Source organism: Pseudomonas fulva, assembly GCF_023517795.1.
Taxonomy (GTDB): Bacteria; Pseudomonadota; Gammaproteobacteria; order Pseudomonadales; family Pseudomonadaceae; genus Aquipseudomonas; species Aquipseudomonas fulva_D.
Genome location: NZ_CP082928.1, coordinates 222,511 through 242,680, shown reverse-complemented (window position 1 = coordinate 242,680; position 20,170 = coordinate 222,511). Strand labels below are relative to the sequence as shown.

Genomic DNA, 20,170 nt, shown 5'->3' with positions numbered 1-20,170 from the left:
TAGATATCCGAAAAGTTAAGCTCGCTATATAGCAGTCCTTTTGAATGCTCTAGCTTCGTCATAGCCCTGATTCCAGTAGACCTCCAAGCCCGCGTTATTCATTGGGGATTGAATCTAACCAAAGCAACTTCCTCTTATCAAAAATCATCAAGTACATCTCAGTGCCGGCCCTAACTATCTACTTCGCCAAACCATAACATCAAAACTCAAGGACGATATAATGACCATTAAAAATGCTTACCTGGGTGTAAACCTTCTTCATGATACATCTGCTGCCATTCTATACGATGGAGTTTTAGTTGCCGCGGTCGAACAAGAGCGGTTCGATGGCATCCGCCACTCAACGAACTTTCCACACGAAGCAATTGATTTCTGCCTAAAAGAAGCTGGGTTAAAATTAGAAAACGTAAAAAATATTGGCGTTACGTTTGACTACTCGTCATTCATCGCAAACAACAGGCCATTTGAGCAGAACACAGTTAATCACGACGATACGCATGCTCTAGGGCAAATGACACAGATCACGCGAAACCTTTCAACCTATAGGCATGCTATACAAAGCATGCGGGAAAGTGGACTTGGAAATTTTATTAGTGTCCGCCACCATCTGTGCCATGCTGCGGGTACATTTTTCTCAAGCGGATTTGATCGCTCAAATATATTGATAGCAGATGGTCGTGGCGAAGATGAGGCAACCTCGTTGTACCATGGTAATGGGATATCAATTGAGAAATTAAAAAGCTACCCTATCAAAGACTCACTGGGTCACTTATACACATACATCACTAGCCTATGTGGACTGTACTCGTACATAGGTCAGGAAGGCAAAACGATGGGCCTTGCCTCGTACGGATCCGGGCGAGTATCAATCATCGACAGTGTTCTCAGGTTTGCTGGCGACAGTTACTTCATAGATAGAGAGGCAATGCGTGAGCTAAAAAATATTGCCGACAAAAAAGCGTTTTCGGACAAGTCTAAAGATCTCGCATATGCAGTGCAGAAAGCAATAGAAAAAGCTTTCGTATTCCTTGCAGAAGACCTTTACAAAAAAACTGGTAATCACAACTTTTGTTTAGCTGGTGGTGTGGCACTTAACTGCAACGCTAACGGACTTATCGCCGAGCTTGACTTCGTTGAGAATATTTATATTCAACCAGCCGCCAATGATGCTGGAGCAGCTATCGGTGCCGCTATGCTATTGCACGTAGGTGATCAAGAGACGCGACCAGTAGTCAAAGAACAGGTATATTTAGGGCCGCACTTCTCATCTAATGAGATCGAAAGCTATCTCACCTCCGAAAAGATCCCATTTGAAATAGTAGAAAACCCTCACCAGGACGCCGCGAAATTAATAAACTCTGGAATGGTGATTGGTTGGTGCCAAGGTAAAATGGAGTTTGGCCCTCGTGCCCTTGGCAATAGGTCAATACTTGCGGCTCCGACGTCGGCAGCTGTACGAGATCGAGTTAATATCGTTAAGCAAAGAGAAAGCTGGAGACCATTGGCTCCATCTGTCTTATCTGAGCATGCAGCAGATTGGTTCCATGTGCCCGCTCCTTCGCCATTTATGCTAATCACTATGAAGGTTCGTGAAAAATATAGAGATTTGGTTGCCGCTATTAGCCACGTCGATGGCACTGCGCGAGTTCAGACTGTTTCCCGCGAAGACAATAAAAAATATTACGACCTGATAAGTGAGTACCATAAGCTATCCGGAATCCCTATGGTATTGAACACCTCGTTAAACACGAAAGGAAAGCCAATCGTTAGCTCCCCTGCTGACTGCATTGAATGCCTATATGAGAGCGGGCTTGATGCCATATTTATTGGCGATTATTTGATTTACAATAAAGCAAATTCAAAAAAAGAGATCAAGCGAACATAAGAAGCGGCGCTGTAGAATAAAAATCTGGAGCCGGGCGTCCGGCTCCCATGTATCAAAATCAGGAATTAGCTATGCCGTTTGACTCCTGGCTCATATTTTGCCTCTCCGCCTTTATCTCTGCCGCTTCCCCTGGCCCAAGTGTTATTCATGCAATGAGGCTATCTGGAAACAATGGCTTCAAACTTTCAACAGCTTCTATACTAGGAAACACATTATCGATATTTATTATTTGCGCAATGGCATCGTCAGGGCTAGTTATACTTAACAACGACAAAGCTATATTTATCATCAAAACGCTCGGGGCTCTATATTTAATATACATCGGAATGAAGATATTGCTTTCTAGCGATTTTCAAGCCATTGAGAATGGCAAGGTAAGAAAAAGCTATATGACATGTTTAATCGAGGCAGCACTAATATCCATAAGCAATCCAAAAATCTTCATTTTCATAGCTTCTTTTTTCCCCCAGTTCCTTTCGAAAGACTACGCGATAGCGCCGCAGCTAGTAACGATGACTTTCACTTTTGCTTTTTTTACTTCTTCCACCCTGGTTGCTTACACATTGTTTTCTGCCGTGATGTATAAGAACGAAGTTTCCAGAGCAATAATAAACAAGGGGTCAGGAATAGCCCTAGTGCTATTCGGCGGGTTCATGCTTTTTCATTAACATGGGGCCATATAGGTTGCGCTCCGCGGCCTCATTTACCCGGCCTATCCCTCTTCAAACGTTCTATCAACCTAGTGAACAACAGAGCCGCATACCGGGCAGCAGCCTAGGTTTGTACGAAAAGTATTGCCGGATGCAACGCAGGCTGCAGGCCAGCGTGACCATGGCTGAATAGCTTCTCGCCAGCTTGTCGTAGCGAGTGCCTACTCTGCGGTTCTATTTCAGCCAGCCAAACATCCGCTCAATGATGGTACGTTGCCGATACTTTGGACGATCAAAGAGTCGGGGCAAGCCAGGCCGAGGCTTGCGTGGCATCGCACTCAGCGGGATCACCGGCTATATTCGGTAACGGTCGCAGTAATGGCGCAGGTGTTGCGCGTCACAGGCTTTGTCAGCCAGTAACCAGTGACTGTGTTTACGTGGACGCCCCGGCTTACCGGGAGTTCGCACCTGATCCAGCAACGGCTGGGCATAGGCGATATCGCTGGCTTGCCCTGGCGAAAGAATGAAGCCTAATGGAACGCCATTGGCGTCACAGATCATGTGAATCTTGGTAGGAACGCCGCCTCGACTACGTCCCAGAGCATGGTCTAGCGGTTCTTCAGGCCTCTTTTTCCGGCGCCTGAAGAGGCTCGGGTTGCGCGTACCGCAGCGGAATCGATCATCCAGGTGTCCAGATCATCAGTCCCTCCCGGTTTAATCGGATATGCAAGTGCTCCAGTATCCGGTCGAACGTACCGTCGTCGCGCCAGCCACGAAAACGCTGATACACCGTTTACTAAGGCCCAAAGCGTTTCGGCAGATCACGCCAGGCAGCGCCCGAGCAGAGGATCCACAGGATTGCATGGAGTACCAGGCGATCATCACTCCGTGGGCGACCCATTTTCTGCTCTGGAGAAACCAGATACTTGATCAATTCCCACGATGCGTCGGAGAGTTCGTAACGCTTTGCCATGCGGGCCTCCAGCCAATCATGGCGGAAATTCTACCCACACCTACTTTTCGTACAAAACCTAGGCAGGTCGTTAGCCATTACGTGTGGCATTCGATTGCTTTGGAATGCTTACAAGGAAGCTGGACGTGAATCGAGCACTAATCGTGATCAGCGGTTTCTTCGTCGTTTTAGCTGCAGCGGTTGGCCTGTATTTTACATTCGGGCTGCGCGCCATCAGCTTGGGCTGCCGCGGCTTTGGTGCGGATTGTTACATTCCGGCAGCTCAGTTTTCGAAAGATATGCAGGCGCTCGCAGTGATGATGTTTCTGGGCACCGCAATGCTTCTGTTCGGCTACGTAATTTTTTGCCTGTGCTCTCGTGCTTGGAGTTGGGCCTTCAAGAAATAGCCTTGCTGACCTTAATACCACCATCGCTGGCGAATCCGGACACCTATGTGGTGATTGTCTTCGCCAAATTGGCGTAAGTCATGGCAGGCCACTAAGCACCCTACCTCCGCGCCACATCCGAAAAGTAAAACTTATCGAGCGTATGCCGGGACTGGGTGTACTCGAACTGTCGGCCATCCTGCAGAAAGGTCTGGTTGCTGACGACGATCACGTGGCTCTGGTCGTCCAGGTCGAGATGCTTGAGGTCGTCCGCGCCGCGGGGCACGGCTTCGATGGTTCGTTGCGAATAGCTGATCTGCAGCTGCAGGGTCTTTTCGATGTATTGGTAAATCGAATGCTCGGCGATGCTGCGATCCAGGCCGGGAATCAGGTCGGCGACGAAGTGGTTGATATCCAGGATCACCCGCCGGCCATCGATACGCCTGACCCGTTTGATGCGGGTGATCAGGGTGCCTTGTTCGGCCTGGATGTGCTCGCAGAGGCTGCCTTCCAGCGGTAGCTGGCTGAGTTCGACCACCTCGGTGCGCACGTTGCCGCCCAGCCGGGGGTAGGTCTCCTGAAAGCTGACGATGCCGCCGAGCTGGAATTCGATGGGCGCGCGTGACAGCACGAAGGTGCCCTTGCCGTGGATCTTCTGCGCGAAGCCGCGTTCCTGCAATTGCTCGATGGCCTTGCGCACGGTGCCGCGGCTGGTCTGGTAGTGCTCCATCAGCTCGGTTTCCGAGGGCAGGCGGGCGCCGCGCTCAAGGCGTTCGCTGGTGATGCTGGCAAGCAGATCGCTGTAGATCTGGCTGTATTTGCTCATGTGCAGGCTCGGTGCCGGGTCGTAGTCAAGCGAGAAACCTTAGGGAGCGCGTGGCGCTTTGTCTACGGTTGAGGGAGCGGGGCCGTGGTCGGCGCTGCTCCGGGAACTGGCATCTTGGCAAATATGGCTAAACTGGTCTATACGAGTTGTTGATCTAACTCGTATGTACGAGTATGGTCTTGTCAGGTTGCTACCTATGCCGCTCTCCAAAAACAAAATCCTCGAAGGATAACAAGCGCATGAGTCACGATTATTCAGCCATTGCCCGCGACGTGCTGCAGAGCCTCGGCGGCGTCGATAATGTCGAGCAGGCCGCCCATTGCGTGACGCGCCTGCGCCTGTCCCTTAAAGACCCCAAGAAGGTCGACGTGGGGACCTTGAACCAGATCGATCTGGTCAAGGGCTCGTTCTTCACCGGCGGCCTGTACCAGGTGGTGATCGGGCCCGGTGATGTGGAGAAGGTCTATGCCGCGCTGCGCGAGCAGACCGGCCTGGCGGCCATGACCATCGCCGATCTCAAGCAGCAGAGCGCTGCCAAGATCAACGGCATGCAGCGCCTGGTGCGCATCCTCTCCGACGTGTTCATGCCCATCCTGCCGGCGCTGATCATTGCCGGCTTGCTGATGGGCGTGAACAACCTGATCGGCGCCAAGGGCATGTTCATCGAAGGGGTCACCCTGCTGGAGGCCTACCCGTCGCTGGATGGCGTGTGGAGCCTGATCAACCTGATGGCCAACACCTCGTTCGTGTTCCTGCCGGCGCTGGTCGGCTGGTCGGCGGCGAAGCGCTTCGGCGGCAGTGAAATCCTCGGCATCGTGCTGGGCCTGATGCTGGTTCACCCGGACCTGCTCAATGCCTGGAACTACGGCAAGGTGGTCGCCGGCCTGGGCGATCAGGGCATGCCGTACTTCGATATCTTCGGCTGGTTCAAGATCGAGAAGGTCGGCTACCAGGGGCAGATCCTGCCGATCCTGCTGGCCGCCTATGTGATGAGCGTGATCGAAAAATGGCTGCGTGCCCGGGTGCCCAATGCCATCCAGCTGCTGGTGGTGCCGATCACCACCATCGTCATCACCGGCGTATTGGCGCTGGCGCTGATCGGCCCGGTAACCCGCCACCTGGGCATCCTCATCACCGAGGGCGTGGTGATGCTGTTCGATTTCGCGCCGCTGATCGGCGGGGCGATCTTCGGCATGCTGTTCGCGCCGCTGGTGATCACCGGCATGCACCACATGTTCCTGGGCGTGGACCTGCAATTGATCTCCACCCAGGGTGGCACCTTCATCTGGCCGATGATCGTGATGTCCAACCTGGCCCAGGGCAGCGCCGCGCTCGGGGTGTTCTACATGACCCGCAACGTGCGGGACAAGAGCATGGCCTCCACCTCGGCGATTTCCGCGTACTTCGGCATTACCGAGCCGGCGATGTTCGGCATCAACCTGCGCTACAAGTACCCGTTCTACGCCGCCCTGGTGGGCTCGGCCATGGGCTGCATCTTCCTTTCGCTGAACAAGGTGCAGTCATCGGCCATCGGCGTCGGCGGCCTGCCCGGGTTCATTTCCATCATGCCGCAGTACATCCCGGTGTTCATCGTGGGCATGGTCATCGCCATCGCGGTGCCGTTCCTGCTCACCTGCGCCCTCAGCGTGAAGATCGTCCGCCCCGGCTACCGGGTCGCTTGAGCCACCGCTTGGCGAGCGGCAGCGCCATGGCGTGCCGCTCGTTGTTCTAAAACAGATGAAGGAATAGCGCCATGCAAGACTGGCAGCATTCGGTGATTTACCAGATCTACCCGAAGAGCTTTTACAGCCAAGCCGGCAACCCCACCGGCGACCTGCTCGGTGTGGTGGCCAAGCTCGATTACCTGCAATGGCTGGGTGTCGACTACCTGTGGCTCACGCCGTTCCTGCGCTCGCCACAACGGGACAACGGTTACGACATCAGCGACTACTACGCCATCGACCCCAGCTACGGCACCATGGCCGACTGCGAGCTGCTGATCGCCGAAGCCGGCAAGCGCGGCATCAAGTTGATGCTCGATATCGTGGTCAACCACACCTCCATCGAGCACGTGTGGTTTCAGCAGGCGCGCAGCAGCCTCGACAGCCCGTACCGCGACTTCTACATCTGGCGCGACCAGCCGAACAACTGGGAGTCGAAGTTCGGCGGCTCGGCCTGGGAATACGAGGCGCAGACCGGGCAGTACTACCTGCACCTGTTCGACCACACCCAGGCCGACCTCAACTGGGACAACCCCAAGGTGCGCCAGGAAGTCTTCAAGATGATGCGCTTCTGGCGCGACAAGGGCGTGGGCGGCTTCCGCCTGGACGTGATCAACCTGATCTCCAAGCCGGCCGATTTTCCCGAGGACGCCAGCGACGGGCGGCGCTTCTATACCGACGGCCCGAACGTGCACGAGTACCTGCAGGAAATGCACCGCGAGGTGTTCGAAGGCCATGAGCTGATCAACGTCGGCGAGATGTCGTCCACCTCGCTCGAACACTGCATCCGCTATTCGCGCCCGGACTCGAAAGAGTTGTCGATGACCTTCAATTTCCACCACCTGAAGGTGGACTACCCCAACCAGCAGAAGTGGGTGCAGGCCGATTTCGACTTCCTGGCGCTCAAGCGCATCCTCTCCGACTGGCAAACCGGCATGCAAGCCGGCGGCGGCTGGAACGCCTTGTTCTGGTGTAACCATGACCAGCCGCGGGTGGTGTCGCGTTTCGGCGATGACGGCGAATACCGCGTGGTTTCCGCCAAGATGCTCGCCACTGCGCTGCATTTCCTGCAGGGCACGCCCTTCATCTATCAGGGCGAGGAGCTGGGCATGACCAACCCGGGCTTCGACAGCATCGAGCAGTACCGTGATGTCGAGAGCCTGAATATCTACCGCCTCAAACGCAACGCTGGCGAAAGCCCTGCATCGATCATGGCCACCATCATGCAGAAGTCTCGCGACAACGGGCGCACGCCGATGCAGTGGAATAGCGAGGCGAACGCCGGGTTCAGCAGCGCCGAACCCTGGATCGGCGTGCCTGGCAATGCCAAGCAGATAAACGTCGCCAACCAGTTCGACGATCCCACGTCGGTGCTGCACTACTACCGCCAGCTGGTCGGCTTGCGCCGTCAGGAGCCGCTGATCCAGCAGGGCGTCTATCGCCAGCTGCTGCCGGAGCATGAGCAGGTGTGGATCTATCTGCGCGAAAGTGAAAGCGCCCATGAACGGCTGTTGGTGGTGAACAACTTCTATGGCACCTCGTGCGAAGTCGAGCTGCCTGAGCGGGTGATCGATACCGCCAGTCGTCAGCGGGTGGTGATCAGCAATTACCCGGACTGCGAACCACGGGGGCGTCAGCTGTATCTCAGGCCTTATGAGTCCTTCGTTTTGCACCTTGCAGACAGCTGATCGAGGGCGGTGCCGCGCATGCCCGAGTCGCCGCGCGGCGCTCGACCCCGAACAACCCAGTTACGCCATGCATTCCAAGAACAAAACCGCAGGTGAAGCCATGACCGTACCTCAACCCTTGCAATTGCTGGCACCGCTCTCCGGGGTGCTGGTGCCCCTTGATCATGTGCCTGACCCGGTGTTCGCCAATCGGGTGATCGGCGATGGCCTGTGCATCGACCCCACTTCGCAGACTCTGTGCGCGCCCCTGGCGGGCGTGGTCAGCGACCTGCAAGCCAGTGGCCACGCCATCACCATTACCCATGAGGGCGGCGCGCAGATCCTGCTGCATATCGGCCTGGACACCGTGAACCTGGCCGGCAAGGGATTCACCGCGCTGGTCGAAAAAGACCAGCGTGTCGAGGCTGGCCAGGCGTTGATCGAGTTCGATGCCGACCATATCGCCGTGCATGCGCGCAGCCTGCTGACGCTGATGCTGGTGGTCAGCGCCGAGCCGTTCAACATGCTTACCGGCGACAGCGCCAGGGTAGTCGGTGGCCAGCCGTTGCTGGAGCTTGGCCACGTCGGGCTGGCGGACGATGCGCCGGTGAATGAAGGGGAGGCGCTGGTCTCGCAGCCGATCAGCCTGCCCAATGCCAATGGCCTGCACGCCCGGCCTGCAGCGGTGTTCGCCCAGGCCGCCAAGGGCTTCAAGGCGGATATCCGCCTGCACCGGCAGCAGGACAGCGCCAACGGCAAATCCCTGGTGGCGATCATGGCCATGCAGCCGGCCCTTGGCGACGTTCTGACCATCAGCGCCACTGGTGAGGATGCCGCTGCGGCCATCGAGACGCTTGCCGAGTTGCTGGCCGATGGCTGCGGGGAATCCGTGGCACCGGTCGCGGCCAGCGCACCGGCCATTGAAGCGGCGCCGGTAGCGAAGCCCTCGGCCATGTCGTTGCAGGGCGTCTGTGCTTCAGCAGGCTCTGCCCTCGGGCAGGTGGTTCAGGTTGTCGAGCGCAAGCTGGAGATTACCGAGGCCGCCGGCGACCCTCGGGCCGAGCTGCAAACCCTGGATCGTGCGCTGGCCGGGGCGTTGGCTGCCTTGCAGAAACTGCGTGATGAGGCGGCAAGCGAGGCCCAGGAGGAGATCTTCAAGGCCCATCAGGAACTGCTGGAGGATCCGAGCCTGCTGGAGCAGGCCCGGTTGTTGATCAACCAGGGCAAAAGCGCCGCCTTCGCCTGGAACTCGGTGACCGAAGCGACCGCCGAGCTGTTCAAGGCCAGCGGCAACCGGTTCCTGGCCGAACGTGCCCTGGACCTCGCCGATGTCGGGCAGCGGGTGCTCAAGCTGATGCTGGATGTGCAAGACAGCGCCTGGGAGCTGCCTGACCAGGCCATTCTGGTGGCCGAGCAACTGACCCCGTCGCAGACCGCGGCACTGGATACCAGCAAGGTGGTGGGCTTTGCCACGGTCGGCGGCGGGGCCACCAGTCACGTCGCGATCCTGGCCCGTGCGCTGGGGCTGCCGGCAGTCTGCGGGCTGCCGGCCGAGGTGCTTGCCCTGGCCGACGGCACCCGGGTACTGCTCGATGCCGACAAGGGCGAGCTGCACCTGGACCCCGATCCCGTTTCCATCGAGCAATTGCAGGCCGAGCGCGAGCAACGAACCCTGCGCCAGCAGCGCGACCTCGAGCAGGCCTCGCTGGCCGCCACCACCCGCGATGGCCATCGCTTCGAGGTCACGGCCAATATCGCCTCGCTGGCGGAGGCCGAGCAGGCCATTGAGCTGGGCGGTGAAGGGGTAGGGCTGCTGCGTTCGGAGTTCCTTTACCTGGAGCGCAGCAGTGCGCCCAGCCAGGACGAACAGGCGGCCACCTATAGCGCCATTGCGCGGGCCATGGGGCCGGAGCGTAACCTGGTGGTGCGCACCCTGGACGTTGGCGGTGACAAGCCGCTGGCCTATGTGCCGATGGAGGCCGAGGCCAACCCCTTCCTGGGCATGCGCGGGGTTCGTCTGTGCCTGGAGCGCCCGCAACTGCTGCGCGAGCAATTCCGCGCCATTCTGGCGAGCTGCGCGCTGGCGCGCCTGCACATCATGTTGCCGATGGTCAGCCAGCTGTCCGAATTGCGCCTGGCCCGGCAGATCCTCGAAGAGGAAGCGGCGAGCATCGGCCTCACCACGCTGCCCAAGCTCGGCATCATGATCGAGGTGCCGTCCGCGGCATTGATGGCCGATGTGTTCGCGCCGCAAGTCGACTTCTTTTCCATCGGCACCAACGACCTGACCCAGTACACCCTGGCGATGGATCGCGACCACCCACGCCTGGCCAGCCAGGCCGACAGCTTTCACCCCTCGGTGCTGCGCCTGATCGCGACCACGGTGAAAGCCGCCCACGCCCATGGCAAGTGGGTCGGCGTCTGCGGCGCCATGGCCTCGGAACCTTTGGCCGTGCCGCTGTTACTGGGCCTGGGGGTGGATGAGCTGTCGGCCAGCGTGCCGCTGATTCCCGCCATCAAGGCAGCGATTCGCGACGTGCAGCTCAGCGACTGCGAGGCCATCGCCCGCCAGGCGCTGACGCTGGAAAGCGCCGGGCAGGTTCGCGAAGCCCTGCTGTCATGGCGGCCATCGCCGTTACCCCTGTCACCTGTACTGGAGAGCTGAGCATGTTCAATAAATTGCAAAGTGCCTTCTGGAAGGCCCTGACGCCGGATCTGGTGCCGGACGAGCCCAAGGTGACCACGGCGACCGAAACACTGCTGCCGGCCAACGTCGTCGAAGCCCTGGGCGGCGGAAAAAACCTGACCTCGCAAGAGCGCGTCGCGATTACCCGCATCCGCGTGCAACTGCGCGATGCTGCTCAGCTCGACCAGCCGGCCCTGGAGGCGCCTGGCATGCCCGCGGTAATGGTGCTGGGCAAGGGCGTGGTGCATGTGCTGACGCCGGTGGAAGTGCCGTTGGCTGAAACCGGCTGAAGCGCGGCGTGCCGATCGACTGAGTCATGCCTCCGGCGGTTGGTAGAGCCGGAGGCAATGCTCCCTATCGTCTCCCGATGAACCGCACTTATTAGTGCCTCGCAGAACACTTGCCATAAGTTGTTCAACACCTTCGTTATTTCCGACGATGCATTCGGTGGGTAACTGTTCTCTGAATTTGGTTCTTTAGTTCGTGGTGATAAATAAAACCCTGAAAGACTGAAGGAGTAGAACAATGCAACCGGGGGCTATTTTCATATCATTCGATGCCGTCGCGGTATCGGGTATTACCGTCGAGGCCCTGAAAGTGGCCAAGCGACTCCGACGTAATGACATCGCTTGTTATCTGGATGTGGGTTACGACATAAAGGTCGATAAAGGCAACTTCAACAAGCCATACGAAGAAGAGAACGATATCTACCAGGGTGTGTTCACCCTTGTTCGTGTCGAGGGCATCGAGGCCGTTCCCCATTACACGGTGCCTTTCATCACGCACTTGCATGACGTGCTGATCGGACAACGAGTTTCTGTTTCGGCTGAGCAGGAAGAGCAACTTCTCGCGGCGGTGGATGAAGCATCACAGGCTTTGGCCCAGCGAATCATCGCGTTGTGGGAATCTCTCGCCATCCGCTATGTGATCGTCGAGAACGGCACGCTGCCGGAAAACATCATCTACACCCGGGCGCTGTACCAGGCCATCGCCACCTATGGCAGGGAACATGGCCTGGGGAGTTTCGTGATCTGGCGTGATCACGACCTGATGTGGAACAGCGAAAAGGCCATCATGAAGTACGGCCCCGAGCCTTACCCCCATGCCGTCAAGCCGGTGCGCTCGCCCCATATCCGCTACGTGACCCTCAATAACCACCTGAAGAACCAGCTCGAGCAATGGTGCGATCATCAGGTGCAGGTCGAGGTGCGCAAGAACACCTACGACTTTGACCGACAAGACACGTACCGCAACATCAGGGAAGGCCTGGATATCCGCGATAGCGACGTGCTGATCGCCCGCACCACGCGCATCATTCCGCAAAAACGCCAGGATCGCGACATCTGGTTGGTCTACCGGCTGAACCAGCTGTTCGCCCAGCGCGGCAGCGGACGCAAGGTGTATCTGGTGGTCGCCGGCGACCCCCAGGAGCATCCGGCGTACTTTGCCGCGTTGAATGAACAGGTCAGGGAACTGAACATCGAGCCGTTCGTGAAGTTCATCGGCTCGTTATCCCACGCTTGCATGCCGTCGAAGCAGAACGCGATCACCATCGAGGATCTTTATGGTTCCTGCGATCTGGTTTCCTTCCTGACGTCCTGGGGCTATGACAGTTACGGCAACCCCATAGGCGAGTCCATCAGCAACCAGCGTTGCTACATCACCACCCGCTATGAGTATTACCAGGAAGTGTATGGCCGGCACGGATTCGAAGCGCCGATCATGAATATTTCGCAAACCAATGATGGACTACCGGATGAACAGTTCGTCGATGACATTTATCGCCTGCTGAACGACAAGTTACTGATGCAGGACATGGCGCGCAGAAACTTCGCTATTGGCCAGCGCGTGCTCGCCAACAACGTTGCCGGCATGCTCGATTTGAATGAACCTGGAGGAACTATGCGTGACACCATTTTTGTATCGGTCGTGCTGCCGGTTTATAACGAGCGTGACCGCATCGACAGCGTGCTGGAGTCGCTGTTCCAGCAGCAGACGCGGGACGGCCTGATCACTCATGACAGTTACGAGCTGATCATCGTCGACAACAACTCCAGCGATGACTCGGTAGAGAAAATCAATGCCTTCAGGGCGCGCAATCCGGCCCTGGATATTCACGTCATCGAGGAGCGCGTGCAGGGCGTTTCATCGGCGCGCAAACGCGGCATGGACTATGCCAGCGTGCGCTCGAAGCAGCGTGACCTGCGTCTGGGCACCAGCAGCAGGCACTACATCGCGTCCGCCGATGCCGACTGCACGGTGGACCCATTGTGGCTGCACGCGCTGATCAGAAAGATGGTCGATGAAAACGCCGACCTCGGCACCTGTAACTACTACTACAACCAGGCCGCCTTTAGTACCCGGCCGAACCTGTACGCCGAAATCGACAAGACGCTGCGTTGCCGCGCGATGTCGTTCTCGCTTTTCGGTGGCTTTCCCGACGGCAAGGGCTTTGCCGTCGAGCGCGCGCTCTACGACAAGGTAGGCGGCATCGAGATCTTCTACCAGCTGCAGAACGGCCGTTTCGTGGAGCACCTCTCCGATGACTGGGACTTCGGCATCCGGGTCATCGCCTGGGGTGGCAAACCCGTCTACGCCCATGAGTCGCGCATCGAAATCAACAGCCGCCGCGTCGACACCATTCTGGAGGAAGTCATAACCGGCAAGGCCTATGGCCAGGATGGCATCATCATCATGAAGGACGTGCGCCCGGACGTGGAGCGGCAGCTGCCCACCCTGGCCGACACCAGCACCGAGCAGTCGCGGCAGGCCTGGGAATACTCGATCAAGGATTACGTGCCCAAGAACATCGTGCTGCCGGCCTTGCTCAACCCCCATATCCTGCTGGAAAACAGCGCCGTACGTGAGTTCTTCGGCGGGCCGCTGGCTGACCGTCTTTACCAGCGCATCCACGAAATCAAATACGAATCACGGGTCATCGATTTCAAGCCCATCCATGCCTACAAGACGCCGGCCTATCGCCTGTATTTCGAGTTTCGCGAAGAGCTGTTCAGCGCGTTGCGCCGTGCGGTAGGCGAGGACATCGGCTACCCACCGGCCTTGCCCGAGTGTTTCGCGGCCGTGAGGCCCGAGGATTTCCATCGCTTCGTCTACTACTTCTGCGAGGACCGCGAGTCCGGCGAAGCCCACAACTACTTTGCCAACGGCGGGGTGTTCTGATGAACCTCGAAGCGCTGAACTCACTGAACGATATCGACCCCAACTATCCGCTGCCCCGGGTCCACGAGTTTCTCTCCCGCCCGCAGAACAGCGCCATGCTGGACTACGTATTCAACGATCCCTTCGGCTGCCACGTGTTTCCTGGCGATATCGCCGACTATCCGCTGGAGGGCTTCTTCGCGGACATGGACCGTGAAATCGGCCAGGCCCGGCAGATTCACCTGTGGGCCTACATCCCCACCTGTCGCTACCGCTGCCACTTCTGCCAGTACCCCACGGTCATCCTCAATCCCAAGGCGGCGTCGTCGCAACAGGTGTTCGTCGACCTGGTGGACTACAACATCAAGGAAGCCAGGATGTGGCTGCAGAAGGTCCCCAGCCTGGCCAACGCCGAGGTGGGCGAATTCAATATCTTCGGCGGAACGCCGTCGCTGCTGCCCGAGCCCGAGCTGCGCCGCCTGATGGATTTCTACCTGAGCCATTTCAACTTCTCGGCCGCCACCATGCGCTTCGAAGGCGAGCCGGGCACCCTGACGCGCGACTACCTGCTGCTGTTGAAGGAGCTCGGCTTCACCAAGATCAGCTTTGGCGCGCAGTCCTTCGACGACCGCATCATCTCCGCCTGCGGGCGCATGCATTCGGCCGAAGAGTGCGTGCAGACCATCCTGCATGCCCGGGAGATCGGCCTGGAGTGGGTCAGTGTCGACCTCATCTACGGCATGCTGGGGCAGGGCGTGGACGATGTTAAGTACGACCTGGAGAAGGTCCTCGAACTCGAACTTTCCCATGTGGTCATCACCAAGCTGCACATGGAAGAGTTCATGAAAACCCGCACCGGGGTTTCCGGCGAGCGGCAAAGCCACTGGCAACGCAAGGGCCTGATCGGCACCGACAGCATGACCTTTCCCGGCCTGGGCAAGCAGTACCAGATGCGCGAGCTGGTCGAGCGCTACCTCACCTCGGGCTATCGCGAACACCCGACCATGTACTTCCACCAGAACCACCTGCAGGCGGAGAAGTGGAAGGGGATCATTACCGACCTGCCGACCCAGTACCCGGAGGTGGCGATCGGCCTTGGCGGCAGCTCGAAGTGCACCCGCGCCGAGGCGATCAACATCACCGGCTACAAGGCGTACAAGGAAGCGCTCGACCAAGACCGCCTGCCCATCGAAGGGAGCCGCGGCGTGTCGCCCCTGCAGCGTGAAGTCAATGCCTTCAAGATGGCGCTTTCCACGCTCGTGCCCGTAGACGACCAGGTGTTCAGGCAACGTTTCGAAGGCAGAAGTCTTTACGACAACCCGATCATCAGCCGCACCCTGGATACGCTGGTGGAAAAGGCCCTGGTCACCGTGCAGGGCGACGTGGTCAGCCTGACGCCCAACGGCGTGACCCTGGTCGAGGCCATCATCAATACCCAGTTCGTCGAGCCCCATGCCTGAGGAGGGCCAGCCAATGACACAGCCAGACGCTTCAGCCGCGCCGGTGTTCAGCTTCTACTACATCGCCATCGATACCGAGGCCGGGGTAACGCCCGAACAATTCGAACGCTTCGTGCAGGAAAAGGGCGTGCACATTCCCTGTTATCCCGGCTGGAGCTGGACCCTATTGCGCGGCCTGCGCGGCGAGCGGGCCGGGCAGTACCTGATGCTTTTCGAAATACAGAGCGCCGCGCAGCGCGACCTGTACCTGACCGCCGAGGGCAACAAGACCCCGCTGGCTCGCCAGTTCTGGCACGAGCGCCCGGAGGCCCTGGATATTCTCGGCCAGTGGAAGCGCTACGCCACCTTCAGTGAACGGCCGACCCTCTACACCGATTACCGATTGCTGGCCGAGAACACCAGGAGCGACGTGCCCCGCGGCCCGCGTTACCAGGCGCGCGCCGGCCAGGAGCCGGTAGCGCGGGTCATCGGGATTCACAACCTGGCGCTGCGCGAAGACGTCGAGGCGCACAGCTTCGAGACCTTTATCGCCGAGAACCATCACCGTATCGAAGACTATCCCGACTGGAAATTCCATTTGCTCAAGGGCGAGCGGGGCAACCGGCTGGATCAGTACGTGGTGATGATGGAGATAGCCAGCCTGCAGGCGCTCGACGTGTTCTACCCGGAGCCGGATATCGCCACCGACCAGGCGGCTCTGTTTGCCCAGGCGCATCGCGACACCAAGCAGATGTACGAAGAGTGGAAGCGGCTCGCGTCGTTCTCCGGCTCGCCGCAGATCTATACCGATTACTTGTCGGTGGCGCAGAGCCTGAGCTGAGCGCAGGCGTTTCCTTGCCCTGGCAAACCGCGGTGGGCCGCGCTGCAGTGCAAGCGTGGCCAGCGCCGCCTACAAGAACCTAGAGTCTCGTGCCATGAATGCAGCCTGCCCGAGTGTCGCCACCAATCGCCTCCAGCAGCGTGCCACCCGCCATATCTTCTTTGTCGCCGGGCTTGGCATGGCGTCCTGGGCGCCGCTGATTCCTTTCGTCAAAACCCACCTGGCCATCGATGAAGGCACGTTGGGCCTGTTGCTGTTCTGTATCGCCGCGGGCGCCATGCTGGTGATGCCGCTGGCAGGTCGTGCGATCGCCAGGTTCGGTTGCAAGACGCTGATCCTGAGCTGCGCGGCGATCTTCTGTGTGGTGCTGCCCTTGATGATGCTTGCCAGCTCCGTTTGGGAAATGGCGGCCGTGTTACTGGTGTTCGGCGCGGCCAATGGCCTGCTGGATGTGTCGATGAATGCCCAGGCGGTCATCGTCGAGCGTGAAAGCGGGCAGGCCAGAATGTCCGGCTTCCATGGGTTCTACAGCATCGGCAGCGTGGCCGGTGCCGGCGGGGTCACCCTGCTGTTGTGGGCCGGGCTGACGCCGCTGCAGGCCATCGGCCTGATCGTGGTGCTGATCGCGCTGTTCACCCTGGCTGCCCGCGGCCACCTGCTGGCCAGGCGGGTGAGGGACAGCGGCGAGTCCGGCGGCACCTTGCAGGCGCTGTCCCATCCCGGGGTTCTGTTTATCGCCGTGCTGTGCTTCTTCGTGTTCATGATCGAGGGGGCCATGCTGGATTGGTCGGCGGTGTTCCTGCACACCGAGCGCGGGTTGGACAAGAGCCATGCCGGGGTCGGTTTTACGCTGTATGCGATCGCCGTCGCCGTGTGCCGGTTGTATGGCGACCGTCTGGTCAACGCCCATGGTCGCCAGCGCATGCTGATGCTGGGCGGCGCCTGCGCCTCGCTGGGGCTGCTGCTGGTCGTGGCCGTCGATCTGCCAGGCGTTGCGCTGGCGGGCTTCGTGCTTACCGGCATCGGCCTGTCCAATATCGTGCCCATCCTGTTCACCGCCGCTGGCAACCAGCCCGGGGTTGCGTCGAGCTTCGCCCTGTCTGCGGTCACCTTGATCGGCTACACGGGCCTGCTGAGCGGCCCGGCATTGATTGGCGTGGTGGCCCGGCACTGGAGCCTGACCGCGGCCTTCGCCGCGGGGATCGTGATCATGTTGCTGATTTGTGCCAGTGCCCGACGCATTGCCCGTCACGGTGCCGGCTGATCGCTGTTCCTTACGCCGCGCATTGCTGCCCGCGAGGCCGAGGGCCTTTCATCGTGTCCTGTCGCTAACTACCAGGGAGTCCCCATGAACAACGTATCCGGGCCTGTATTCAGCCTGCACTACATCGGCCTCAATCTGAAGAAAGGCGTCACCGCCGCGCATTTCGAAGCCTTCGCCCGTGAACGCGGCATCCAGATTCCGGCTTACCCCGGCTGGCAATGGACGCTGCTCAAAGGCTTGCGCGGTGAGCGGCAGCATCAATACCTGATGCTGCATGAAGCACCCAGCGCCGAAGACTACGCCCGCTATATCGACGCCAACGGCGATCACACCGCGCTGGCCCAGGCCTTCTGGCAGCAGCGCCCCCAGGCCCTGGAGCTGATCGCGCAATGGAAGACCTTCGCGACCTTCTCCGAGCGGCCCACCATCTTTTCGCACTACGCGCAGGTCGCCGAGAATACCCGCAGCACGCTGCCGGAGGGGCCCAACTACCAGACGCTGGCCGGGCAGAAACCCGTTGCTAGGGTCATCGGCATTCATAACCTGGCGCTGCGCCCCGGCGTATCCCCGGCGACCTTCGAACAGTTCATCGCCGGCAACATCGACCGAATCGCCGACTATCCGGGCTGGAAATTCCATATGCTGAAATGCCAGGGGGGCAGCCGCATCGATCAATACGTGGTCATGCTGGAAATCGAAAGCCTGGAATCCCTCAATGCCTTCCACCCGGAACTCGATGTCTCTACCGAGCGGGCACTCCAGTTCGTACGCGAGCACCAGGACGCGGAGCGCATGAACGAAGAGTGGCGCGAGCTGGCATCTTTTTCAGGCGCGCCGCAGCTCTATACGGATTACCTGACCATTGCCGGCAATAGCGGTTGATTGGGGGAGGGGCCGACCGTCTCGGAGGCAAGATCTGCATCTATCCGAGGTGATGATTGTCGGCTTGGGATCCTGAGCATATGGTATGGAAAATCGTGACAGGGCTGATCGTTAATGGACAGAAAGCCAACGTGGCCGCTGACCCTCTACTTTGATGGCGAGTGCCCACTCTGCGCCCGGGAGATAAACACCCTGCGCGGGCGTGCGGCCCCCGAGCGCCTGCGTTTCGTGGATATCCGCGAAGAAGGTTTCGAGCCCGAATCCATGGCCCTCACCTTTGCGCAGATGGAGTCATTGCTGCACGCCAGGTTTGCCGACGGGACCTGGGTCACCGGCCTGGATGCAACCCTGTGGAGCTGGCGCGCCGCTGGTCTCGGCTTCTGGGCTGCGCCCCTGTCATGGCGCTGGGCCAGGCCGGTGCTGAACGTCGCCTACCGGCTTTTCTGCCGCTGGCGCCCGCACCTGGCATGGCTGCCTCACCCTGATGGTGCCGCCCGCTGTAAAGGGCAGAGCTGTGCGGTTCCCGAGGCGGGGAATGCGCCGCATAAGCAGCCGCCGCCTGAAAAGCGTTAGGCGTCTCACTCGATAGGCGCGAAGCCGTTCGACCTACCTCGTGACGGGGCTGCAGGATAGGGCGTTTGTCGGTGCAGAGCCTGGTTCGCTAGATTGTTCTGAACGTGTCTGACATCAGTTCTGCGAATGCATCTCTGGCGCGATGGAAGCCAACATTCTTGTTCCAGACGAAGTAGTTCTGTATCGGCGCAAGGGATTCGAAGGTATAGCCTTTTATATTGCCAATTTTCTGGTATTGCTCGAACACCCCTGTCGGGACTAAGGAAACCCCCGCGCCGGCACTCACGCACCCAAGAATGGTGCCATAACTCGCTATGCTTGTGATGGGTGTCGATACCTTGGCAGCCTTCAACCAATTCTCGAGTGCCTGGCGATAAGGGCAGCCCTCAGGCCACATGAAGATATTGAGGTTGTTGAGATCCTGTGGCGAGGTAATTTCGCCCAGCGACATTGAGGCGATCAATACCAGGGGTTCTTTATATATTTCCTGTTTGCCGATATCAGGGTGATTGCTGTTTACAGCAATTATGGCACCGTCCAGCTTGTGGTCGACGACGTCCGTAACCAGGTTTGACCATGTATCGGTGCCGAATTGCATGTGCACCTTTGGGTAATGTGCGTGGTAGCGGGACAGCAGGGCCGGTAGACGGCCCGTCGCCGCCGATTCGATGGCACTTATTTTCAGCACGCCTGCTGGAGGCGCTTCGGGGTCGAGCGCTCTTTGCGCCTCCTGACAAACAGCTAGAATCCTGTTCACATAACCGAGAAATAACTCCCCTGATGGGCTGATGATGAGCCCACGGCCTTTGCGTATGAACAGGTCAACGCCCAACTCCTGTTTTGGCACATTGCTGGGGTTTTACGATGGCCTATTCGGGCCTGGCAGCGGAAGTCTTCTGCTGTTCGTGTTCGTCAGATACTTCGGTTTCGATTTTCTCAACGCATCGGCCTGCGCCAAGCTGGTGAACCTGGGAACCTTTAGCGCTGCGCTGTTCTTTTTCATACCCTCGGGCAACGTGTTGTGGCTGATCGGCGGCGTGGTGGGTTTATGTAATATCGCAGGGGCGCTTACAGGTGTGTTCCTGGCACTTCGTTATTGCAGTGGGTTCATTCGCGTCTTCTTCCTGATCCTGTTGGTATTCCTTATAGGCCGCATGGGGTATTCAATCGTCTTGGGTGGAGGCTGATGGCGGGGCGGTCAACGGCCCGGTTCCTGCGGTTTCGATAGGGGCCGTGTTG

General features: G+C 58.8%; 17 protein-coding genes and 1 pseudogene. 14 read left to right on the top strand and 4 right to left on the bottom strand.

Annotated features, from left to right (window positions below; genetic code table 11):
* Nucleotides 1–220: 220 nt before the first annotated feature.
* Both K8U54_RS00975 and K8U54_RS00970 read left to right on the top strand, forming a co-directional pair.
* Nucleotides 221–1,885, top strand: coding sequence for a carbamoyltransferase family protein (locus K8U54_RS00975; protein WP_249908486.1), 1,665 nt, complete (start codon nucleotides 221–223; stop codon nucleotides 1,883–1,885).
* Between the two features lie 71 nt (nucleotides 1,886–1,956).
* Nucleotides 1,957–2,553, top strand: a complete 597-nt coding sequence (locus tag K8U54_RS00970) for a LysE family translocator (protein ID WP_249908485.1) — start codon at nucleotides 1,957–1,959, stop codon at nucleotides 2,551–2,553.
* Nucleotides 2,554–2,619: 66 nt separating this feature from the next.
* Here K8U54_RS00970 and K8U54_RS00965 read toward each other — a convergent pair.
* Nucleotides 2,620–3,508, bottom strand: a pseudogene (locus K8U54_RS00965) (IS5 family transposase).
* A gap of 125 nt (nucleotides 3,509–3,633) precedes the next feature.
* On the opposite strand from K8U54_RS00965, the gene K8U54_RS00960 reads away from it, so the two are divergent.
* Entirely contained in the window at nucleotides 3,634–3,894 is a 261-nt protein-coding gene (locus K8U54_RS00960) for a hypothetical protein (protein ID WP_249908484.1), read from the top strand.
* 100 nt (nucleotides 3,895–3,994) lie between these two features.
* On the opposite strand, the gene treR is transcribed toward K8U54_RS00960, so the two are convergent.
* A complete protein-coding gene (gene treR, locus K8U54_RS00955) occupies nucleotides 3,995–4,699 on the bottom strand; it encodes a trehalose operon repressor (RefSeq protein ID WP_111464506.1) in 705 nt (234 codons plus the stop codon).
* Nucleotides 4,700–4,938: 239 nt separating this feature from the next.
* Between treR and treP the strand changes: the two genes are divergently transcribed.
* From treP to K8U54_RS00935, 4 genes are all read left to right on the top strand, one after another.
* Nucleotides 4,939–6,381 (top strand): PTS system trehalose-specific EIIBC component, encoded by a 1,443-nt coding sequence (gene treP / locus K8U54_RS00950; protein ID WP_111464508.1) that lies wholly within the window; start codon nucleotides 4,939–4,941, stop codon nucleotides 6,379–6,381.
* Nucleotides 6,382–6,452: 71 nt separating this feature from the next.
* Nucleotides 6,453–8,108 (top strand): alpha,alpha-phosphotrehalase, encoded by a 1,656-nt coding sequence (gene treC, locus K8U54_RS00945; RefSeq protein WP_249908483.1) that lies wholly within the window; start codon nucleotides 6,453–6,455, stop codon nucleotides 8,106–8,108.
* 100 nt (nucleotides 8,109–8,208) lie between these two features.
* The gene (ptsP, locus tag K8U54_RS00940; RefSeq protein WP_249908482.1) at nucleotides 8,209–10,752 is read left to right on the top strand and encodes a phosphoenolpyruvate--protein phosphotransferase; all 2,544 of its coding nucleotides are present in this window, start codon (nucleotides 8,209–8,211) and stop codon (nucleotides 10,750–10,752) included.
* Nucleotides 10,753–10,754: 2 nt separating this feature from the next.
* The gene (locus K8U54_RS00935) at nucleotides 10,755–11,063 is read left to right on the top strand and encodes a PTS transporter subunit EIIB (protein WP_249908481.1); all 309 of its coding nucleotides are present in this window, start codon (nucleotides 10,755–10,757) and stop codon (nucleotides 11,061–11,063) included.
* Between the two features lie 259 nt (nucleotides 11,064–11,322).
* Here the strand turns inward: K8U54_RS00935 and K8U54_RS00930 are convergent, their stop codons facing one another.
* A complete protein-coding gene (locus K8U54_RS00930; protein ID WP_249908480.1) occupies nucleotides 11,323–11,583 on the bottom strand; it encodes a hypothetical protein in 261 nt (86 codons plus the stop codon).
* Between the two features lie 87 nt (nucleotides 11,584–11,670).
* Here K8U54_RS00930 and K8U54_RS00925 point away from each other — a divergent pair, with 87 nt between their 5' ends.
* The 6 genes from K8U54_RS00925 to K8U54_RS00900 all read left to right on the top strand — a co-directional run bounded on the left by K8U54_RS00925 (nucleotide 11,671) and on the right by K8U54_RS00900 (nucleotide 18,931).
* The gene (locus K8U54_RS00925; protein ID WP_249908479.1) at nucleotides 11,671–13,953 is read left to right on the top strand and encodes a glycosyltransferase; all 2,283 of its coding nucleotides are present in this window, start codon (nucleotides 11,671–11,673) and stop codon (nucleotides 13,951–13,953) included.
* Nucleotides 13,953–15,392 carry a radical SAM protein gene (locus tag K8U54_RS00920; RefSeq protein ID WP_249908478.1) on the top strand — a complete coding sequence of 480 codons (1,440 nt, stop codon included), beginning with the start codon at nucleotides 13,953–13,955 and terminating at the stop codon, nucleotides 15,390–15,392. Before K8U54_RS00925 ends, K8U54_RS00920 begins: the two co-directional genes overlap by 1 nt.
* A 13-nt stretch (nucleotides 15,393–15,405) precedes the next feature.
* On the top strand, nucleotides 15,406–16,212 hold the full coding sequence (locus tag K8U54_RS00915) for a hypothetical protein (protein ID WP_249908477.1): 807 nt from the start codon (nucleotides 15,406–15,408) through the stop codon (nucleotides 16,210–16,212).
* Nucleotides 16,213–16,306: 94 nt separating this feature from the next.
* Nucleotides 16,307–17,476 carry an MFS transporter gene (locus K8U54_RS00910; RefSeq protein ID WP_249908476.1) on the top strand — a complete coding sequence of 390 codons (1,170 nt, stop codon included), beginning with the start codon at nucleotides 16,307–16,309 and terminating at the stop codon, nucleotides 17,474–17,476.
* A gap of 84 nt (nucleotides 17,477–17,560) precedes the next feature.
* Nucleotides 17,561–18,358, top strand: coding sequence for a hypothetical protein (locus tag K8U54_RS00905; protein WP_249908475.1), 798 nt, complete (start codon nucleotides 17,561–17,563; stop codon nucleotides 18,356–18,358).
* A gap of 114 nt (nucleotides 18,359–18,472) precedes the next feature.
* Nucleotides 18,473–18,931 carry a thiol-disulfide oxidoreductase DCC family protein gene (locus tag K8U54_RS00900; RefSeq protein WP_249908474.1) on the top strand — a complete coding sequence of 153 codons (459 nt, stop codon included), beginning with the start codon at nucleotides 18,473–18,475 and terminating at the stop codon, nucleotides 18,929–18,931.
* Nucleotides 18,932–19,019: 88 nt separating this feature from the next.
* On the opposite strand, the gene K8U54_RS00895 is transcribed toward K8U54_RS00900, so the two are convergent.
* Complete coding sequence (locus tag K8U54_RS00895) at nucleotides 19,020–19,763, bottom strand: LysR substrate-binding domain-containing protein (RefSeq protein ID WP_249908473.1); 744 nt, start codon at nucleotides 19,761–19,763, stop codon at nucleotides 19,020–19,022.
* Here K8U54_RS00895 and K8U54_RS00890 point away from each other — a divergent pair.
* Nucleotides 19,720–20,118, top strand: coding sequence for a sulfite exporter TauE/SafE family protein (locus K8U54_RS00890; RefSeq protein WP_349654559.1), 399 nt, complete (start codon nucleotides 19,720–19,722; stop codon nucleotides 20,116–20,118). The genes K8U54_RS00895 and K8U54_RS00890 overlap by 44 nt on opposite strands.
* Nucleotides 20,119–20,170: the final 52 nt, after the last annotated feature.

Coding starts and splice junctions, on each gene's coding strand:
- ptsP (WP_249908482.1), top strand. CDS start 8,209: ATGACCGTACCTCAACCCTTGCAATTGCTGGCACCGCTCTCCGGGGTG.
- K8U54_RS00920 (WP_249908478.1), top strand. CDS start 13,953: ATGAACCTCGAAGCGCTGAACTCACTGAACGATATCGACCCCAACTAT.
- K8U54_RS00900 (WP_249908474.1), top strand. CDS start 18,473: ATGGACAGAAAGCCAACGTGGCCGCTGACCCTCTACTTTGATGGCGAG.
- K8U54_RS00935 (WP_249908481.1), top strand. CDS start 10,755: ATGTTCAATAAATTGCAAAGTGCCTTCTGGAAGGCCCTGACGCCGGAT.
- treR (WP_111464506.1), bottom strand. CDS start 4,699: ATGAGCAAATACAGCCAGATCTACAGCGATCTGCTTGCCAGCATCACC.
- K8U54_RS00910 (WP_249908476.1), top strand. CDS start 16,307: ATGAATGCAGCCTGCCCGAGTGTCGCCACCAATCGCCTCCAGCAGCGT.
- treC (WP_249908483.1), top strand. CDS start 6,453: ATGCAAGACTGGCAGCATTCGGTGATTTACCAGATCTACCCGAAGAGC.
- K8U54_RS00905 (WP_249908475.1), top strand. CDS start 17,561: ATGAACAACGTATCCGGGCCTGTATTCAGCCTGCACTACATCGGCCTC.
- treP (WP_111464508.1), top strand. CDS start 4,939: ATGAGTCACGATTATTCAGCCATTGCCCGCGACGTGCTGCAGAGCCTC.
- K8U54_RS00975 (WP_249908486.1), top strand. CDS start 221: ATGACCATTAAAAATGCTTACCTGGGTGTAAACCTTCTTCATGATACA.
- K8U54_RS00890 (WP_349654559.1), top strand. CDS start 19,720: ATGATGAGCCCACGGCCTTTGCGTATGAACAGGTCAACGCCCAACTCC.
- K8U54_RS00915 (WP_249908477.1), top strand. CDS start 15,406: ATGACACAGCCAGACGCTTCAGCCGCGCCGGTGTTCAGCTTCTACTAC.
- K8U54_RS00970 (WP_249908485.1), top strand. CDS start 1,957: ATGCCGTTTGACTCCTGGCTCATATTTTGCCTCTCCGCCTTTATCTCT.